Origin of the sequence: Larkinella rosea, assembly GCF_003858635.1 — a bacterium.
Lineage (GTDB): Bacteria > Bacteroidota > Bacteroidia > Cytophagales > Spirosomataceae > Larkinella > Larkinella rosea.
Window position 1 is genome coordinate 369,162 of sequence record NZ_RQJO01000009.1, and the last position, 18,202, is coordinate 387,363.

The following is an 18,202-nucleotide window of genomic DNA, read 5'->3' on the forward strand; positions in this document are numbered from 1 at the left end:
GCCGCCCTCTAGTTGGCTGAAAATTCTTACTATGCCTACATTTTGATGAGTCAAAGATGAAAAAGGTTTTCATTTTTAGCGGTTTAGGAGCGGACGAGCGGGTATTTAAATACGTAACGTTTTCGGAATTTGACGTAACATTTATTCATTGGATTTGCCCCGAAGAGAATGAAACCATCGAGCATTATGCGGGAAGGCTGATTGAGCAAATTCATGTCAACAGACCCATATTGGTTGGACTTTCATTTGGCGGGATAATGGCAACGGAGGTAGCAAAACTCATTGATACTGAAAAAATAATTTTAATTGCTTCTGCAAAGAACCGCCAGGAAGTCCCATTCTATTACCGATTTGCAGGCTATTTTAACTTTCATAAGTTTTTGCCAACAAGACTTTTGAAAAGACCCACTCGGATCAGCGATTGGTTTTTCGGGGTACAGACCCGTGAAGATCGAAGAATGCTGGCGGCAATCCTGCGCGATACCGATGATGTATTTTTGAAATGGGCAATAGATAAAATTGTAAACTGGAGGAATACCATACTGCATCAAAACCTAAAACACATTCATGGTACAGCAGACCGAATACTACCGATTCGATTTATTCATTGCGATTTGAAAGTTACTGGCGGAGGTCATTTTATGACAGTTAACAAATCCATTGAGCTTACTGAGAAAATAGCGGCTTTACTGCATGAATCACTATAGTAGATAGAAATTATACGCGCCTGTCAATTCATCGTTCATCCTTTTAATAATCAACGTCCAGCCCCAGTGTCCGCTTTAATTCCAGGAGCGCCGGATTTTTTTCTGCCAGGTAATTGAATTTATCCTGGGGTGTGTAAATCATTTTTCGGATTTCCTGCGCGGCAATATCGTGAACCAGCTGAATCTGGCTGTTCTGGAGTTCCTGCCGCAGATAGGTCAGCAAATCCTGCCGCAGATCGGTCAGCAGATCGACTTGCAGGGAATTGTCGAGGGCAATGTGAATCGTGGTTTCCTCCAGCCGGATGTCCCGGTTGAGAATCACCTGCTCGGTTTGTGAACCGCCCTGTTGATCACGGATGCGGGCGAAGGTTTGCCAGGCGGCTTTCAACTGTTCAAAAATGAACGGTTTATCCACTTTGGGCTGCTCGGAAGCTTTCACCAAAATGGTTTCGGCCACCTCGGCAATCACCGAAACCGGTCGTTCGACGCTCACCAGATTGGCCGTTGTACGTAGCTTACTGCTGACTGGTTTTGGAATTTCGGTACTGACGGGGCCGCGTTCCGGCAGCGGTTTTACGGTGCCGTTTCCGTTCGGCCGCGGATGATACCCATTCGTGGGTTCACTCGTGAGCGACGGAATTGCTGTGGGCTCCGGCGTTAGAACTGGAGCACTAGACTCGATTAAGCTGTCCTTTTTTTTTTCGGCCCGATCGATTTCGTGCGGTATTTTCTGAGCAGAATCGGCGGATAAAACCGGTATGGAGGAAAGATCGAGCACGTTCGGCAGGTTCGCCAGTTTCATCAGGCCGACTTCGACGTGTAACCGCTGGTTTTTAGCCGCTTTGTAATTCAGATCGCACTGCGCACCGACGCTCAGGGCCGACAGTAGAAAGCTCAAAGGCGCTTCGGCGGCCTGTTGCAGGTACTTTTGCTGAATGCTTTCACCGACCTGCAGCAACTGAACCGTGGCCGCATCCTTGCAAACCAGCAGATTCCGGAAATGCTCGCTCAGCCCTACGATAAACTGGTGACCATCAAAGCCTTTGCGCAGGATTTCGTCGAACAGCAGCATGCTTTGCGGGAGGTTGGCCGCCAGCAGCAGATCCGTTAACCGGAAATAATAATCGTAATCGAGAATGTGGAGATTTTCGAGCACTTCCTTGTAACGCAGCACCCGGTCTTCCGAAAACGTAATGTTCAGGTCGAACATCGAAAGGGCATCGCGCAAACCGCCATCGGCTTTCTGGGCAATGAGTTCGAGGGCTTCGTATTCGGTTTCGTACCCTTCTTTTCGCGCAATGCTGGCCAGGTGGTCGCTGATGTCGCGCGGCTGAATCCGGTTGAAATCAAAGAGCTGGCAACGCGACAGGATCGTTGGCAGAATTTTATGTTTTTCCGTGGTCGCCAGAATAAAAATGGCGTAGGAGGGCGGTTCTTCCAGCGTTTTCAGGAAGGCGTTAAACGCAGCCTGCGACAGCATGTGAACCTCATCGATGATGTAAATTTTGTACTTACCCGACTGGGGCGGATAGCGGACCTGATCGATCAGATTCCGGATATCTTCCACCGAGTTGTTGGAAGCGGCATCTAACTCATGGATATTGAACGACGCATTTTGATTAAAACTGACGCACGATTCGCAGTGATCGCAGGGTTCGACGGCATCGCTTTTGCCGAGGTTCTGGCAGTTGATAGTTTTGGCCAGAATCCGGGCACAGGTGGTTTTCCCAACCCCCCGCGGCCCGCAAAACAGGAATGCCTGGGCCAGGTGATTGGTGAGAATCGCGTTCTTGAGAGTGGTCGTAATATGTGCCTGTCCGACGACGGTATCGAAGGTAGCCGGACGGTATTTCCGGGCCGAGACAACGAAGTTATCCATGTCGGCAAGTTAGCCAAAAAAAACGGTCCGGCGTAGTGGTTGGCGCCCCGCAGCTTAAATTTACTTTCCACCCGACCGGTTTCTCCACGGCCGGTTTTGTACCGCTTTCCCGAAGCAAAGCAGTGATAATGAGAGGGTATAGTGATAAAAATCAATCGGATGAATGGGAATGTTTTGGTGCCAGCCTGCGCGGGTGGCCAAAGCGATAATCATGACGGCCAGCACAATCCATGACGCACGCGGGTCCCGACGAACCACTCCCAGAAAGGCAATCAGCAACACGATCACCATGCCCAATGACGGCACGACGGGCTGGAACGTTCCCACCAACGGAACCATCAACAACAGCAGAAATAGTAGCACTCCCACCGAAACCGTCAGGATAAAACCGGTTCTCGAAATAGTTTGCTTCTGGATCAATCCCCACACGCCGACAATCACGCTCACCACCCCCAAACTGGCCGCCAGGGTTTCCAGCGATTCATGCAGTGGAATAACGCGCTGAATGCCCGCAAACCGCAGAATTCCGACCAGCGCTGTCATTGAAATTGTAATCAGAAAGAGGCCCCACAACACCCGATTATACCAGCTCATTTCCCGAAAAAACCGCCAGAAAACCCAGACACCCGTAAAGCAAAGCACGGCGTCGGACACCATATTTGATAGGTTCATGCTGGAAGTAACAATTTTTCGGGGAAAAAGACAAAAGGCGGGAATGACGAATGGTGGATGATGAACGAGGAATGAAGGTGTCAACCATGCATCCTGCATCATTCATAACTCATAACTTTGTTCTTTAGCCATTTCGCTCTACTTTTGCGCCGGTTCCAAAGGCTTATACCTTCACACGCATAGCACAGCTTTTCATTCATCATGAGCGTATTAGTTAACAAGAATTCCAAAGTTATCGTACAGGGCTTTACGGGCTCTGAAGGTTCATTTCATGCGCAGCAGATGATCGAGTATGGTACCAACCTCGTTGGCGGAGTAACGCCGGGCAAGGGCGGACAAACCCATCTCGACCGCCCTGTTTTCAATACCGTGAAGGAGGCTGTTGAAAAGGCCGGGGCTGATGTCTCGATTATCTTTGTACCACCGGCTTTTGCCGCTGATGCCATCATGGAAGCCGCAGACGCCGGTATTAAGGTGATTATCTGTATCACGGAGGGAATTCCGACGAAGGATATGATGGTTGCGAAAGAATATCTGACCGGTAAAGACGTTCGGCTGATCGGACCCAACTGCCCCGGTGTGATGACCGCCGAAGAATGTAAAGTCGGGATCATGCCCGGTTTTATCTTCAAGAAAGGCACCATCGGCATCGTTTCCAAATCCGGTACGCTGACCTACGAAGCCGTCGATCAGCTTTCCAAAGTCGGACTGGGACAGACCACCGCCATCGGTATTGGCGGGGACCCGATCATTGGCACAACGACCAAAGAAGCCGTTGAGTTGCTGATGAATGACCCCGAAACCGAAGGCATTGTCATGATTGGCGAAATCGGTGGGGGCATGGAAGCCGAAGCCGCCCGCTGGATTAAAGCCGACGGCAATAAAAAACCGGTTGTTGGATTCATCGCCGGTCAAACCGCTCCCAAAGGACGCCGGATGGGCCATGCCGGAGCCATCATCGGTGGCGCGGACGATACGGCAGCCGCCAAAATGCGCATCATGGCCGAATGCGGCATTCACGTCGTCGAATCACCCGCTCTCATTGGTGAAACGATGTTGAAAGCTTTAGGAAAGAATTGATAGTTAAGAGTTAAGAGTTAAGAATTAAGAGTTAATGCGTCGTCAGCCAAACTCTTACCTCTTACCTCTTAACTCATAATTCCTAACTCGTGCGGATTCGTTTTATTTTGTCCACATTGGCATTGGCACTGTGGGTGGTCGGAGGTTTTGCGCAGGGCGTTGGGCCGAATCAACAGTTTTTTCCCGTCCACGATTTCCGCAACGACTGGCTGGTTTATGACCAGGCTTACAAATCCTACGTGCCTTTTATCGACGAGCAGCACGAGCTGGTCCCTTCCGTTAGTTTTTTCCTGGATATTGAAAGCAATCGGCGGTATTCGCTCCTGATTTCGACCCGGCAGGACGGGTTTCTCTTTATAGATGCGGCCCTGATGCGCAAACTGACCGCAAACGAGTGGCTGGTGCTGAATCTGGACAGTTTATACCGTGCGTACCGCAAACCCGAGTTATTCCTGACGCTCCACGGAAGTCCCGGTGTCGATGACAAAATGGTATTCATCGGCCACCGGAAATCAACAACCCAGAAAAACGTGATTGTAACCGACACCCGGCTGAGTATTCTGCCGCGTCGCCTGTCGGTTTACACCGATTTCTTCACCCTGTGTTTGCTGTTTATCGTTGCCATCAACGCCTATTTATTCAACTTTCATCACCGCGCCTTTCTCCGGTTTTTCAACCTGGCCGATCTGTTATCAGTAACGGTTCGGGACGAATTATTCCTGGTAAACCGCCCCCTGAGCCGAACGAATCTGCTTTTTTTAATGAACCAGAGCTTCATTACGGCTTATTTATACCTGATTATTCAGAGTAAAAATATCGATCTTTTTCTGTCGAGGGCGCTGTTGTTGCGGGGGCAGGGGTTGCTGGATCTGACCCTTACGTTTTTCGAACTGAGTGGGCTGGCGTTTTCGCTGCTCCTGGCAAAATATCTTTTTATCGTGACGATTGGCGGCCTATACCGGCTGGAGGAGATTGTTAATTTGCACTACTTCAAGGCCATGCAGTCGTCGCTGTTCTTCTTTACGGTGGGTGCCATCTGCGTAGCGGCCATTGCCGCCAATACGCCAACCACCAGCACCTGGCCCAGTATGTGGCTCATTGTTCCCTTTGTGGGTTTCTACGTGATCCGGCTGGCGCTGTTATATGTTGTCATTGCCAACAAAGCCATTGTCAAAAATCTGTATTTATTTTCGTACCTTTGCATCGTTGAATTGATACCGCTAACCATTGGGGTACGGTTCGCCCTATAACCTTTGGGCACGCTCTAAACACAAAACGCGAGTTATTCGATGAGTGAGATTTCTGCTAAGTACGACCAGGAACGACTGACCAAAGTGGCTAGCATCTTAGTTACTCAAGCCCGCCCTGCCGACAACAATTCACCTTATTTTCAGATTGCCAGTAAGTACAATCTGAAAATTGATTTCCGGCCCTTTATTGAGATTCAGGGTGTTTCGTATAAAGACTTTCGGAAGCAGAAAATAAACATTCTGGAGCATACGGCTATTATTTTCACCAGCCGTAACGCGGTCGACCACTTTTTCCGGATCTGTCAGGAAGCCAAAATGGAGATGCCGGCCGATATGAAATATTTCTGCGTGACGGAGCAAACCGCCAACTACCTGCAGAAATACATCGTCATTCGGAAACGGAAAATCTTCACGGGAAACAAAACCGCTGCCGATTTGTTCGATCTGATCCGGAAGCATAAGAGTGAGAAGTTTCTGTTTCCATGCTCCAACATCCGGGGGAACGACATTCCGGATTTTATGGATACCAGCGGTTTGCACCTGTCCGAAGCCGTGATGTACGAAACCGTTCCATCGGATTTATCCGATCTGGACGTCCAGTCGTTCGATATAATCGCCTTTTTCAGCCCGTCCGGTGTCAATTCTCTGTTGCATAATTTCCCGGAATTTACGCAAAACGAAATCCGGATGGCGGCTTTTGGCCCCACCACGGCGCGGGCGGTTACCGAAGCCGGATTTCTGCTCGACATCGAAGCTCCTTTGCCCAATGCTCCCTCGATGGCGGGTGCACTGGAACTCTATATAAAGAAGGCCAATAGCTGATTTTTTTGCGTGCCGATTGCGCTGATTGAATGAGTAAAGACCCTGATTTCGCAGGAAACCGGTCGATCGTTCAACCAGCGCAATCGTTGTTTGAGCCCATCGCTTTTTTTATACCAATATTTTTGGAAAATCTCCGTTTAATAGGTAACATGCCGCTTAAGCAGGTTTGCCGGTCGAACGATAAGGTCGACGGGCGCTCGGAAATTGATCTGGTGATTGCTCTTTTAGTATTAGTATATGAATCGTAAGTTCTACGCTGTCCTGCTTGTATTTGCCTGTACACTACCGGCTTCCGGCGTTTTGGCACAGGATCAGGATCCGCAATTCAGCCTGTATATGTTCAATCCGGTTTACTACAATCCGGCCGCGGTCGGTTCGGAAGGCGTAACCCGGTTTCAGTTGGTTCACCGGACGCAATACATGGGCTACCAGGGCACATTTGACGAAGGTGGATCGCCCAGTACCCAGTTGTTTTCGTTCAATATGCCGTTGAATAAAATCCGGGGGGGAGTTGGGTTATACGCAGCCAACGAAACATTTGGTCCCCAGGGTTTTCAAAAGGTTCAGGCGGCTTACGCCTTTCGGTTACCACTGAAAAAAGGAACTCTTTCGTTTGGGGTGGAAGGCGGTATCCACAATCGATCGATTAACTATGACCGGTTGCGGCCCAATGATCCCGGTGATCCGCTGATTCAGAACGGACGGGTTAACCAAACCCAGCCGGATATTGGCGCCGGCGTGTATTATAATGCCGATACGTATTATTTCGGTGCCAGTATGAAACACCTGACGCAACCTGATTTTAAATTGGGAAACGACACGGGTTTGAATCCACTTTATCGCACGGCTTATCTGACGGCCGGTTATCGATATGCGTGGAATGAACTGATCGATTTTATGCCTTCGGCTATTTATAAATTCAATACAAATGCTACCTATTCGTCGGTGGAAGTAAGTGTACTGGCGATGTATGACAAGCGGTATTGGGCCGGAGTCGGCTACCGGCAGGGCGACGCTTTCACCGCCACGGCGGGGATCAGTTTACTGCGGAACAACGCCTTGCGGTTTGGGTATGCCTTTGATTTTGTGGTCAGTAACCGTGATGCTAAAAGCCCGACTTCGCACGAAATATTGCTTTCCTATTCCCTTCCTGAACTCCGTTCGGGCACAAAACCGATCATCCGAACTCCCCGATTCCGCTATTGAAAGAACAATTACGTAAACTGACGTCGTTTCACCAACCGCTTGCCTTTACTAATATTGGCGTAATTATTGTTAGGCTGTTTAAAGTCAAAGTGATAATTTTGAGAAAATTAGTAGGCTAAGTGATAGAACTGATCGCATGTTAGTTTGTACTTTTTTTGAATAATAGATGCATTTAATCAATTCAAATGTACGTATACAATAAAATGCTTTATTTTCGTTCTAAGACTGGTTTGCACGCGAAACAGATTTTAACGTATCCTACAACTATGAGTAACAAGTGGTTTACCGGCAACGCAGCCCGAGGGGTGATGGTGGTGGCAACGATTCTGCTGATGCAGGGTTGCGGGTTTATCAAATCAAAATTTGGTGGTGGAAAAGGCAAAGGCCAGGATGTCGGGGTGGTCAATGGTGAAATTACCGCCAATGGCCGGAAAGGCTGGAAACAGACCACGCCGTATGGGATGGTGTTGATTCCATCGGGCTCTTTCATGATGGGGCAGGCCGACGAAGACCTGGCAGCTACCCAGGCGAACATGAACCGCCGGGTAACCATCAGTTCGTTCTACATGGATGATACCGAAATTACCAACCACGAATACCGGCAGTTCGTCAACGCCCTGCTGACCGACTCGGTTTCGGTGCTGGGCGAAGAAGAGATCATGACCAAGTTCTACCCGGATACGACGGTTTGGAAAAACGATTTTACGTACCACAACGGCGATCCGATGCTGGAGTATTACTTCTCTCATCCGGCGTTTGACACGTATCCGGTGGTGGGCGTAAGCTGGCAGGCAGCCCAGTATTTCTGCACCTGGCGGACGAACCTTTACAACGACTACCGCACGAAAGAAGGTCAGTTTGTTTCGCCCCGCTACCGGCTCCCGTCGGAAGCCGAATGGGAATGGGCAGCCCGGGGTGGACGTAATTCCGCTAAATATCCGTGGGGAGGTCCTTATGTCGCTAACGGAAAAGGCTGTTACCTGGCTAACTTCAAACCACAACGGGGTAATTTCGACGCCGACGGTTATCCGTACACGGCTCCCGCCAATGCCTATAATCCGAACGAATACGGCCTGTATAACATGGCTGGTAACGTAGCGGAGTGGACCCGTGATGCTTACGCCGAAAATGCGTCCGCCATTGTTTGGGATATGAACCCCGACAATCAGAATGCCGACGAGCCCCGGAAGGTGGTGCGCGGTGGTTCGTGGAAAGACATCTCCTATTACCTGGAGACGGGAACCCGCTCTTACGAATACGAAAACAACAAGCGCTCGTATATCGGTTTCCGCTGTGTCATGGATAACCTGCAGGGACGGACTGCGTCAAAAGGTGCCCGTGCGTCACGCATGTAATCCATCCGGTTTTCAATCGTTTATTTGTAACTCTTCCTTAAACAAAGTACCAGGCTTATTTTCTCTAACATCATGGCTAAAGGTAACGGCTCAAGTGTTTTTTTCGACAAGGTTCTTCCAACAATATATAGCGCCGGGGCGGCAGTCGTCGTTCTTGGAGCGTTAGGTAAAATTCAGCATTACGATTGGGGTGGCCCGATGCTCACCATTGGTCTGTCGGTGGAAGCTGCCATTTTTGCTCTTTTCGCATTACAAACGTTTTTTCAACCGAGCCAGACCGAACCGGACTGGACGCGGGTTTATCCGGAACTGGCGGATGATTACAAGGGTGAGCTGCCAAAGCGCAGTGCGGTTTTGCAAAGCAATGGCCTGACTGCCAACATGGATAAAATGCTGGCCGATGCGAAGGTGTCTCCGGAGATTTTTGAAAAATTAGGAACGGGACTGCGCAGTTTTACGGATACCGTCGGCAAGATGCGCGATGTTTCGGATGCGACGATCGCAACGAACGAGTATACGCAGAATGTACGGCAGGCAGCCGGTTCCATCAACGAAATGAACAAATCGTATGGGGTGGCCGTAACGTCGATGAACGCCATGGCGGATGCCACGCAGGATGCCAAAGAATACCGTACGCAATTCCAGAAAATTACCCAGAGTATGGGCGCGTTGAATGCCGTGTATGAACTGGAACTCCAGGATACCAATAAGCACCTGAAAGCGATGAATGCTTTCTATAGCAACCTGACGAGCGCTATGGAAAACATGTCGGAAGCCAGCCGCGATACCCAGCAGTTCAAAACCGAACTGTCGAAACTGACCAACAACCTGTCGTCATTGAATAATGTTTACGGCAGCATGTTGACGGCAATGCGTGGAAATGGCGCTAAATAACTCCCACTTTACTAATCGCTACACTACCATACACTAATGGCAGGAGGAAAAGAAACACCCCGGCAGAAGATGATCGGGATGATGTATCTGGTATTGACCGCTATGCTGGCTTTACAGGTCAGCTCGGCATTACTGGAAAAGTTTATTCTGTTGAACAATAGCCTTGAGACATCCACCGGTTCAGCTAATCGAATTAATCAGTCTACCCTTGATAATATCAGATCTACGGTTGAAAAATCAGGTAATCGGGCAGCTGATTTAGCGGTGGTCAAACAGGCTCAGGAAGTTCGGGAAATTACATCTGGAATTGTTACCGAATTAGATGCCCTGAAAGATCAGATCGTTACCGAAGCCGGTGGTGGTCGCGATGAAGAAGGAAATATCAAAACCCCGAATGAGGAAACCAAAGTGGGCGCCATCATGGTCGGGAATAACAAAAACGGTAAAGCATACGCCTTGCAGACGAAGCTGAATCAGTATGTACAACAGCTTCAGAAATACAATCCGAACGCGAAATTTACCCCCCTGGCGGTTGATGCCAAAGATGATCCGATTGCCAGTCGTTCGAAAGAGCAAAAGAATAAGGATTTTGCCGAACTCAACTTCGAGCAGACGCCGGTTCCGGCGGCTTTGGCCGTGTTAAGTCAGCGCCAGTCGGATATCCGGCGGATGGAAGGTGAAGTCCTGGATTATCTGGCCAGCAAGGTAGGGGCGCAGGACATCAAATTTGACAAAATTCTGGCTATGATCAGTATGGAGTCGAAGGTGGTTGTGGCCGGTACCAAGTTTAAGGGTGAAATGTTCCTGGCAGCCTCATCAAGCGGGATCACCCCCCGAATGAGCCTCAACGGCGGTGCTGTGCGGGTTGATGGCGGAGTCGGTAAAATCGAGTTCACGGCTCAGGGTGGTACCTACGACAAAAACGGGTTAGCCAAACGGGCACTGGTGGGCTCCATTAGTTATCAGGCTCCCGACGGGATGAAAACCGTTAATTTCAATCAGGAATATTTTGTGGCAAAACCGTCGTATGAAATCGAAACGGCTTCGATGCCGCCTTTGTACCTCGGTTGTGCGAATAAACTGAGCATTCAGAGTCCGCAATTGGGTGCCTTGTGGAATCCAACGTTTACGGCCAACGGCGCAGCGGTATTGACCAGCGGAGAACGGGGTAAAATTACGGTTATTCCCAATTCCGCACAAGTTAGCCTGAACGTGAATAACGGCGGTAGCTTGCTGGGTACAAATGAGTTTAAAGTAAACCGGGTTCCCCGTCCGACCTTGCGGCTTTTGGTTGGCGGTGCGGAATACGACGATCGCCGGGGTGTCTCGATTTCGAGTGCGCGCACGATTCAGGTTCAGGCCATTCCGGATGAAAGCTTCAAGAACTTTATGCCGGATGATGCAAAATTCCGCGTGACGGGTATTCAGGTATCGCTGGCGCAAGGGAGTCGCCGGGTGGCCGGACCAATCACCTTAGGACCCGGTGGGGGTAGTGTCGGCAATCTGGCGTCGGAAGCACAACCCGGTATGCGGTATGTCGTCGAAGTACAGGGCGTACAGCGTCAGAATTTCCGCGGGGAAGTCAGTGATGTTCCGGTTGCTCAAAAATATTTTCCAATTAACCTGAATTAACCGTACGAGAACTGATCCTCAATTCGTTATTGTGAAAAATAAAAGCAAAAAGCACAAGGTCATGAAACAGGCGGGAAGCGTAGCAGTAGCTGCTGTATTGGCAGTAATGGCAGGTGGGGTGGCACAGGCGCAGGAAAGGGACAATACGAAGACCAATCCGTTATCCGTTCGGGAAATCAATGAAAACGACATCATGATGAAGAAAACATTGTGGCGTCGGGTCGATCTGAACGAAAAACAGAATCAGGCCATGTTTTCCAAGAACAATCAGATTACCAAATACCTGATTGATGCGGTGAAAGCAGGTGTCCTTGTTGCTTATCCCAATGATTCGGTCAATACGCCTATTCAAATTGAAAAATTTGCGGAAAAGCTGGCGGTGCCTGAACAAACGACTACCTTAACCGCGGAAGAAAAGGCCGCCGGTTTCGGTAATGAAAATAAGGTTGATGACGGCTGGGGCGATACAAAAGACAAGAAAGCTGCCGCTAAAAAACCGGCTGACGATGGCTGGGGAACACCGGCTCCGCAAACCGCAAAGGCCAAACCGGTTGATGATGGCTGGGGAACACCGGCTCCCAAGAAAAAAGCAACGGCTAAGAATACCAAAGGCAAGAAGGGTGTCAAACCGGCTCCGGTTGTACCCGAAGTGCCGAAAGTTGATTCATCTGCCATGGCAAAGGCCAATCCTTTCACCGGCGTTGAACGTCTGAACGATGAATTCAGCGTTCTGGATATCAAGGAAGACTGGGTTTTCGATCGGAAACGGTCGCGTCTCTATTACGATATTCAGACGATTGGGATTGTGATTCCGGCGGATAAAAACCCCTCGGGTCTGGAGCAACCGGTTGCGTATTTTAAATACAAAGACCTGGATAAATTATTCCGCAGCGACCCGAAGAAATTCATCTGGTATAACTCGCAAAATCAGGCTCAGCACAAAAACCTGGCCGATGCCTTCGATCTGCGGTTATTCTACGGTCGTATTTACAAAGTATCCAATCCAAAAGATCGTGATCTGATCGGTCAGTATGGCAGCGAACGGGAAGGCTTGATGAAGTCCTACCAACTCGAGCAGCAATTGATGGAGCAGGAACACGGTTTGTGGGAATACTAAGCCGAAAGGCATTATAAAAAAGGGGAAGCGTCGCTTCCCCTTTTTTATTGGCTTGTCTTTGCTCCCTTGCCTCTATCACTGCTGATCAATCGTTTCGAAATACTGCTTGATTTTCTGCGCTTTATCACTCCCAACCACGGTTACGACATCTTCGATGGGTGCCTCCCTGATTTTTTTGACGCCTTTAAAATACTTCAGCAGTTTGGCTGCGGTTTTTTTGCCAATTCCCTCAATGTTTTCCAACTCGCTGATCAGGCTGTTCCGACTGCGTTTGTCGCGGTGGTAGGTAATGGCAAACCGGTGCGCTTCGTCGCGGATCCGTTGAATCAGTTTCAGCGATTCGGATTTTTTGTCGATGTACAAAGGCAGGCTGTCTTCCGGGAAATAGATTTCTTCCAGCCGTTTGGCGATACCGATGATAGGCACCTGGCCATATAAATTCAGTTCTTTCAACGCTTCACAAGCCGCGCTCAACTGACCTTTGCCACCATCAATGACAATCAGGTCCGGTAAACCGGTTTGCTCGTCCAGAACGCGGATATAACGTCGGCTGACGACTTCGTGCATCGACGCAAAATCGTTGGCGCCGACGACGGTTTTAATGGAAAAATGGCGGTAATTTTTGGGCGACGGTTTTCCGTCGATGAAGCAAACCATGGCCGAAACCGGGTTGGTACCCTGGATATTGGAGTTATCGAAACATTCGATTCGGTTGGGAAGTGTTTTCAGTTGCAAATCCTGTTTGAGACGAATCAACACCCGGTCTTTTTTGCTGGCATTGCCAGTTGCTTCGGCGGCTGCGCGTTCGGCCCGTTCGCGTCGGAAATACAGCACATTCTTCAACGACATATCGAGCAGCTTCTTCTTGTCACCAATCTGCGGAACCGTGATTTCGGCTTTCAGATCGGTTTCCAACGCAATGTTGGTAATGATCTCTTTAGCTTCGCTGCCGTACTGCGTCCGAAATTCGACAATCAGCATCGTCAGAATATCGTGGTCAGATTCGTCCAGTTTCTTCTTGACTTCAACGGTATTTGTCTGGGTGATGGTACCGTTGACTACTTTCATGAAGTTGATGTAAGCCGCCGACTCATCCGACGCAATCGTAAATACGTCTGCATCCGAGATTTTGGGATTGACGACCGTCGATTTGCTTTGGAAATTCTGTAATACATTCAGTTTCTCCTTGAATTGCTGCGCCTGTTCAAACGCCAACTGGCTGGCGGATTCAAGCATGCGTTCCTTGAAGTAATTCTGCGCGGGCGAAACATTTCCCTTTAAAATATAATGCACCTGATCGACATCTTTCAAGTAATCGGCTTCGTCGACCAGCCCTTCGCATGGGCCCTTGCAGTTGCCAATGTGGTATTCCAGACAAACCTTGAATTTTTTGGCTTCGATATTTTCCGGCGTCAGATTGAGGTTACACGTCCGCATGGTAAACAGCTGGCTGAACATCTCCAGCAAGGTATACATGGGCCGCAACTGCGCGTAAGGGCCATAAAACGTACCCATTTTACGGTCGATGCGCCGGGTGGTCAGAATACGCGGGAAATGCTCATTGGTCACGCAAATGAACGGATACGTTTTGTCATCGCGCAGCAAAATGTTGTAACGGGGCTGAAACCGCTTGATCAGCTGATTTTCCAGCAAAAGCGCATCGAATTCCGTATGAACAATCGTAAACTCGATCTTCCGGATTTGGCTCACCAGCCGTTGCGTTTTGCGGTCGTGCTGATTGGATTTGACAAAGTAACTGCTGACCCGGTTTTTCAGATCTTTGGCTTTTCCCACATAAATCACCTCGCCCGATAAATCGAAATACCGGTAGACACCCGGTTCGTGCGGAACCTTCGCCAATTCACTCTTATAATCAAACTCGGCCATTTTTTTGGATGGGAACGCGGATGTAAGGGATTTAACGGATTTTTACGGATAAAATCAGTTTTAATCTGTTCAATCCGTGTTCCTGTTTAACAACCGAAGGACATTAAAAGTTGTCTGACGGACTGCTTCGTATGCATTGGACAGGGCTTCGTCGAGCGACTGGGGATGAGTCAGGACAGAAAACGCAGCCGTTAAGCCAATGGCGGTAATATCGTGCGGTTTTGCGTCTAATGTTCCGCAGAGCGCAACTGTCGGTACGCCGGATTTTTTGGCTTCCAGCGCAATACCGTTAATGAGTTTACCCTGCAACGTCTGATTGTCAATTTTTCCCTCGCCAGTCAGAACCAGATCCGCATCGTACAGATGATCTGCAAATTGGGTTTGCTCCATGACCATCTTGACGCCTTCTTTCAATGTTGCGTTCAGGAAAAACAAGGCCCCGGCCCCCAGCCCCCCCGCAGCTCCGGCACCCGGCACATCGGCCAGATCGACGCCAAACTGACTCTGAATGAGTTGGGCCAGATGACGAAGCCCCTGATCCAGCTTTTCGATGTTTTCGGCAGAAGCCCCTTTCTGTGGTCCGTAAACAAAAGCCGCCCCATTGGCACCAAAAAGCGGATTGGTCACATCACAGGCAACGTCAACGGTTAAACGCAGGGGCGAAGTGGGTGGAATAATCCGACGGATTTGGGAGAGATTTTCACCAGTAGCATCCACTGGCTCATCCTGATCATTCAGAAATTGCCAGCCCAACGCGGCTGCCATCCCGATTCCGGCGTCGTTAGTCGCACTGCCGCCAATCCCGAGAACAAGGTTACTAACGTTCCGACTCAGCGCATCCTGAATCAGCTGACCGGTTCCGAACGTGCTTGCTTTCAGGGGATCGTATTCATGCCGGTGTAATAACCGCAATCCCGACGCCTGGGACATTTCGATAAAAGCCGTCTGCTTATTGGCCGAAATACCGTACGAAGCCTGAACAGGGCGTCCCAGTGGGTCGAGGACGGGAATGGTTACCCATTCGCCACCGGTAGCCAGTGTCAGAACTTCCGCTGTTCCTTCACCGCCGTCCGCCATTGGCAATGCCACAATTTCGGCGTCGGGATGCGCCAGCCGGATGCCTTCCGACATGGCGTCGCAAACCTGTCGGGCTGTCAGGGAACCTTTGAATTTATCGGGAGCCAGCAGAATTTTCATGCGATAGAGTAAAGATGTGAGACAAGAGACGTGAGACAAAAGAATTGAAAAACTGAATAACCCGCGCGTCTCACCTCTCTTGTCTCACATCTAACGTCTCATTCATCAATTCAAAATTTCTTCTTCTTCCGATTCAACGACCTTCGGCGGAATGTAGCGCTGGCTGGAGTCGATGGCATACCCGCCACAATCCAGCGAGAGGTTAAAACCGTCGGGTTTTCGGAAAGGAACTTTCGGATGGGAGCGTCTCAGTGTCGGATCGGCGTAGACCTTCTGCATGTACATCCCCCAGGCGGGCATCGCTACCCTGGCGCCCTGGCCTAACGAGATATCACGAAAGTGGATGCTTCGGTCGTCGCCACCAACCCATAAACCGGATACCAGATTTTGGGTCATGCCCATAAACCAGCCGTCGGAGTAGCTGGAGGTCGTACCGGTTTTGGCCGCAATTTCGTTCCCACCTTCCAGCAATTTATATTGCGTCCGAAGTCGCTGGGAGGTACCGTCGGGATCTTCTACCGCGCCCCGCATTAAATACAACATCTGGTAAGCAGCGTTGGCATTGATTACCAGCTTATTTTCCGCGAAGAAACTGGTCAGCAGGTTGCCATTTTTATCTTCAATTCGCAAAACCGTGAGCGGTTTTACCCGGTAACCGGCGTTGGCAAAGGTGCAATAAGCGGCCACCATTTCGTATACTGAAACATCACTCGTGCCCAGACATAAGGTCGGATTTTCGGTGAGCGTACTTTCAATGCCCAGTTTGTGGGCATATTCCACAACGGAAGCCGATTTCGCCTGCTTGATCAAATAGGCGCTAACCGAATTGATTGAACGTCCCAGCGCCTGACGTAAGGACAGCTGCTGGTAACTCCATTTGCCATTCGAATTGTTTGGAACCCAGGCGCGCGGGCCGTTGTGATCCTCATACGGTTCGAACCGTACCGGCTGGTCGGTGATTCGGTCGCAGGGCGTCAGGAAATTTTTATCGATCGCGGCCAGGTACAGGAACGGTTTAAAGGTCGATCCTGGCTGACGTTTGGCCTGTTTAACGTGGTCGAACTTAAAGTATTTAAAGTTAATCCCGCCCACCCACGCTTTCACGTGACCGTTGCGCGGGTCCATCGACATAAAACCAACATTCAAAAACCGCTTGTAATACTTGATGGAATCGAGCGGACTCATCACGGTATCTTTTTCATTCCGACGACCACCGTAGACGAATACCTTCATCTTTACCGGCTTGCGCATTTCGGCCCAGATGGCTTTTTCATCGTCGCCGTATTCGCGTTTCAGCGCAATGTAGCGCGGGGTTCGTTTGGCCACCTGCTCGATGAAACCCGGTATTTCACGGTAAGCGCCGTTGATTTTCTGGGTCCAGGGGTTGCGACCGCGCCAGTGTTCGTAGAATTTCCGCTGCTGTTCCCGCATATGCTCATAGACGGCTTCTTCCGCAGCTTTCTGGAGTCGGGAATCAATGGTAGTATATATTTTCAACCCACTGGTTTCCAGGTCTTTTTCATCATCCGGATGCGCTTCATTGTATTCGTCCAGCCATTTCTGAAGATCGCTCTTGATGACCGAACGAAAATAGGCGGCCGGACCGGTATTCTGGTTCTCGATGTTGAAATCAAGCTTGATTGGTTTCTGTTTGTACAGCGCAAACTGGTCATCGGTCAGAAAACCGTATTTCCGCATCTGAAACAGCACCACATTCCGGCGCAGCAACGAGCGATCTTCGTACAAACGCGGATTGAACCGCGATGGATTCTGGAGCATGCCCACCAGCATAGCGGCTTCCTCCACGTTCACCTGCCAGGGTTCTTTATTGAAATAAGTCTTGGCCGCCGTTTTAATCCCAAACGTATTATTCCCGAACGAAACCGTGTTCAGGTACATCATCATGATTTCCTGTTTGGTATAATTGCGCTCCAGCCGGACGGCCAGAATCCATTCCTTGGTTTTATCGATGATGACGCGGACGTAGGGAATGCTACCCAGAACGCCCCGAAATTTTTCGGTTCGGGTTTCAAACAGGTTTTTGGCCACCTGTTGCGTCAGCGTACTTCCTCCACCCGAACTGCTGCTGCCCGTCAAAATCCCGTTGATGGCCCGAAAAATACTGCGGGCGTCGATACCGGAGTGTTTCACAAAGCGAGCGTCTTCGGTCGCCATCAGGGCTGAAATGACATTCGGAGAAACCTGGGAAATCTCGATCGGCGTCCGGTTTTCGACGTAATATTTACTCAGCAGAACGCCGTCTTCCGTATAAATTTCGGATGCCAGATTGCTCTGCGGGTTCTCGAGGGCTTTCAGGCTGGGCATACCGCCAAACAGCCACAGAAAATTGAAGCTTACTGAAACGATATACAGAACCAGCAGGAGAATACCCGCCAGGGTCAGTTTCCAGAGTCTTGCAATCAGGCGTCGATACAAACCCGGTTGTAACTCAAACATAGGGGAATCGGGGATTAAACTTGAGATTATAAAACGTTTCCGCTTTT

At 49.7% G+C, this 18,202-nt stretch carries 14 protein-coding genes; 9 read left to right on the forward strand and 5 right to left on the reverse strand.

The annotated features are described in order from the left end of the window. Positions 1-56 precede the first annotated feature (56 nt). The gene (locus EHT25_RS17460) at positions 57-707 is read left to right on the forward strand and encodes an alpha/beta hydrolase (RefSeq protein WP_124876427.1); all 651 of its coding nucleotides are present in this window, start codon (positions 57-59) and stop codon (positions 705-707) included. A gap of 43 nt (positions 708-750) precedes the next feature. Here EHT25_RS17460 and EHT25_RS17465 read toward each other — a convergent pair whose 3' ends face one another. After that, positions 751-2,586, reverse strand: coding sequence for a DNA polymerase III subunit gamma/tau (locus tag EHT25_RS17465; protein ID WP_124876428.1), 1,836 nt, complete (start codon positions 2,584-2,586; stop codon positions 751-753). A gap of 60 nt (positions 2,587-2,646) precedes the next feature. After that, positions 2,647-3,258: a DUF6962 family protein gene (locus tag EHT25_RS17470; protein WP_124876429.1), complete on the reverse strand. Its 612-nt coding sequence runs from the start codon at positions 3,256-3,258 to the stop codon at positions 2,647-2,649. Between the two features lie 201 nt (positions 3,259-3,459). Between EHT25_RS17470 and sucD the strand changes: the two genes are divergently transcribed. The 8 genes from sucD to porN all read left to right on the forward strand — a co-directional run bounded on the left by sucD (position 3,460) and on the right by porN (position 12,614). Next, positions 3,460-4,338, forward strand: coding sequence for a succinate--CoA ligase subunit alpha (gene sucD / locus EHT25_RS17475; RefSeq protein WP_124876430.1), 879 nt, complete (start codon positions 3,460-3,462; stop codon positions 4,336-4,338). 89 nt (positions 4,339-4,427) lie between these two features. After that, a complete protein-coding gene (locus EHT25_RS17480) occupies positions 4,428-5,588 on the forward strand; it encodes a DUF4271 domain-containing protein (RefSeq protein ID WP_229311600.1) in 1,161 nt (386 codons plus the stop codon). 39 nt (positions 5,589-5,627) lie between these two features. Continuing rightward, positions 5,628-6,410 (forward strand): uroporphyrinogen-III synthase, encoded by a 783-nt coding sequence (locus tag EHT25_RS17485; RefSeq protein ID WP_124876431.1) that lies wholly within the window; start codon positions 5,628-5,630, stop codon positions 6,408-6,410. Between the two features lie 237 nt (positions 6,411-6,647). Next, positions 6,648-7,616, forward strand: coding sequence for a PorP/SprF family type IX secretion system membrane protein (locus EHT25_RS17490; RefSeq protein WP_124876432.1), 969 nt, complete (start codon positions 6,648-6,650; stop codon positions 7,614-7,616). Positions 7,617-7,924: 308 nt separating this feature from the next. Continuing rightward, on the forward strand, positions 7,925-8,971 hold the full coding sequence (porK, locus tag EHT25_RS17495; RefSeq protein WP_374756167.1) for a T9SS ring complex lipoprotein PorK/GldK: 1,047 nt from the start codon (positions 7,925-7,927) through the stop codon (positions 8,969-8,971). Positions 8,972-9,043: 72 nt separating this feature from the next. After that, on the forward strand, positions 9,044-9,865 hold the full coding sequence (gene porL / locus EHT25_RS17500) for a type IX secretion system motor protein PorL/GldL (RefSeq protein WP_124876434.1): 822 nt from the start codon (positions 9,044-9,046) through the stop codon (positions 9,863-9,865). Between the two features lie 36 nt (positions 9,866-9,901). Then, the gene (porM, locus tag EHT25_RS17505) at positions 9,902-11,497 is read left to right on the forward strand and encodes a type IX secretion system motor protein PorM/GldM (RefSeq protein WP_124876435.1); all 1,596 of its coding nucleotides are present in this window, start codon (positions 9,902-9,904) and stop codon (positions 11,495-11,497) included. A 61-nt stretch (positions 11,498-11,558) separates the two neighbouring features. Continuing rightward, the gene (porN, locus tag EHT25_RS17510) at positions 11,559-12,614 is read left to right on the forward strand and encodes a type IX secretion system ring subunit PorN/GldN (RefSeq protein ID WP_124877083.1); all 1,056 of its coding nucleotides are present in this window, start codon (positions 11,559-11,561) and stop codon (positions 12,612-12,614) included. Between the two features lie 75 nt (positions 12,615-12,689). Here porN and uvrC read toward each other — a convergent pair whose 3' ends face one another. The 3 genes from uvrC to EHT25_RS17525 all read right to left on the reverse strand — a co-directional run bounded on the left by uvrC (position 12,690) and on the right by EHT25_RS17525 (position 18,155). Next, entirely contained in the window at positions 12,690-14,501 is a 1,812-nt protein-coding gene (uvrC, locus tag EHT25_RS17515; RefSeq protein ID WP_124876436.1) for an excinuclease ABC subunit UvrC, read from the reverse strand. A gap of 69 nt (positions 14,502-14,570) precedes the next feature. After that, positions 14,571-15,698, reverse strand: coding sequence for a glycerate kinase (locus EHT25_RS17520; protein ID WP_124876437.1), 1,128 nt, complete (start codon positions 15,696-15,698; stop codon positions 14,571-14,573). Between the two features lie 105 nt (positions 15,699-15,803). Continuing rightward, positions 15,804-18,155, reverse strand: a complete 2,352-nt coding sequence (locus EHT25_RS17525; RefSeq protein ID WP_124876438.1) for a penicillin-binding protein 1A — start codon at positions 18,153-18,155, stop codon at positions 15,804-15,806. Positions 18,156-18,202: the final 47 nt, after the last annotated feature.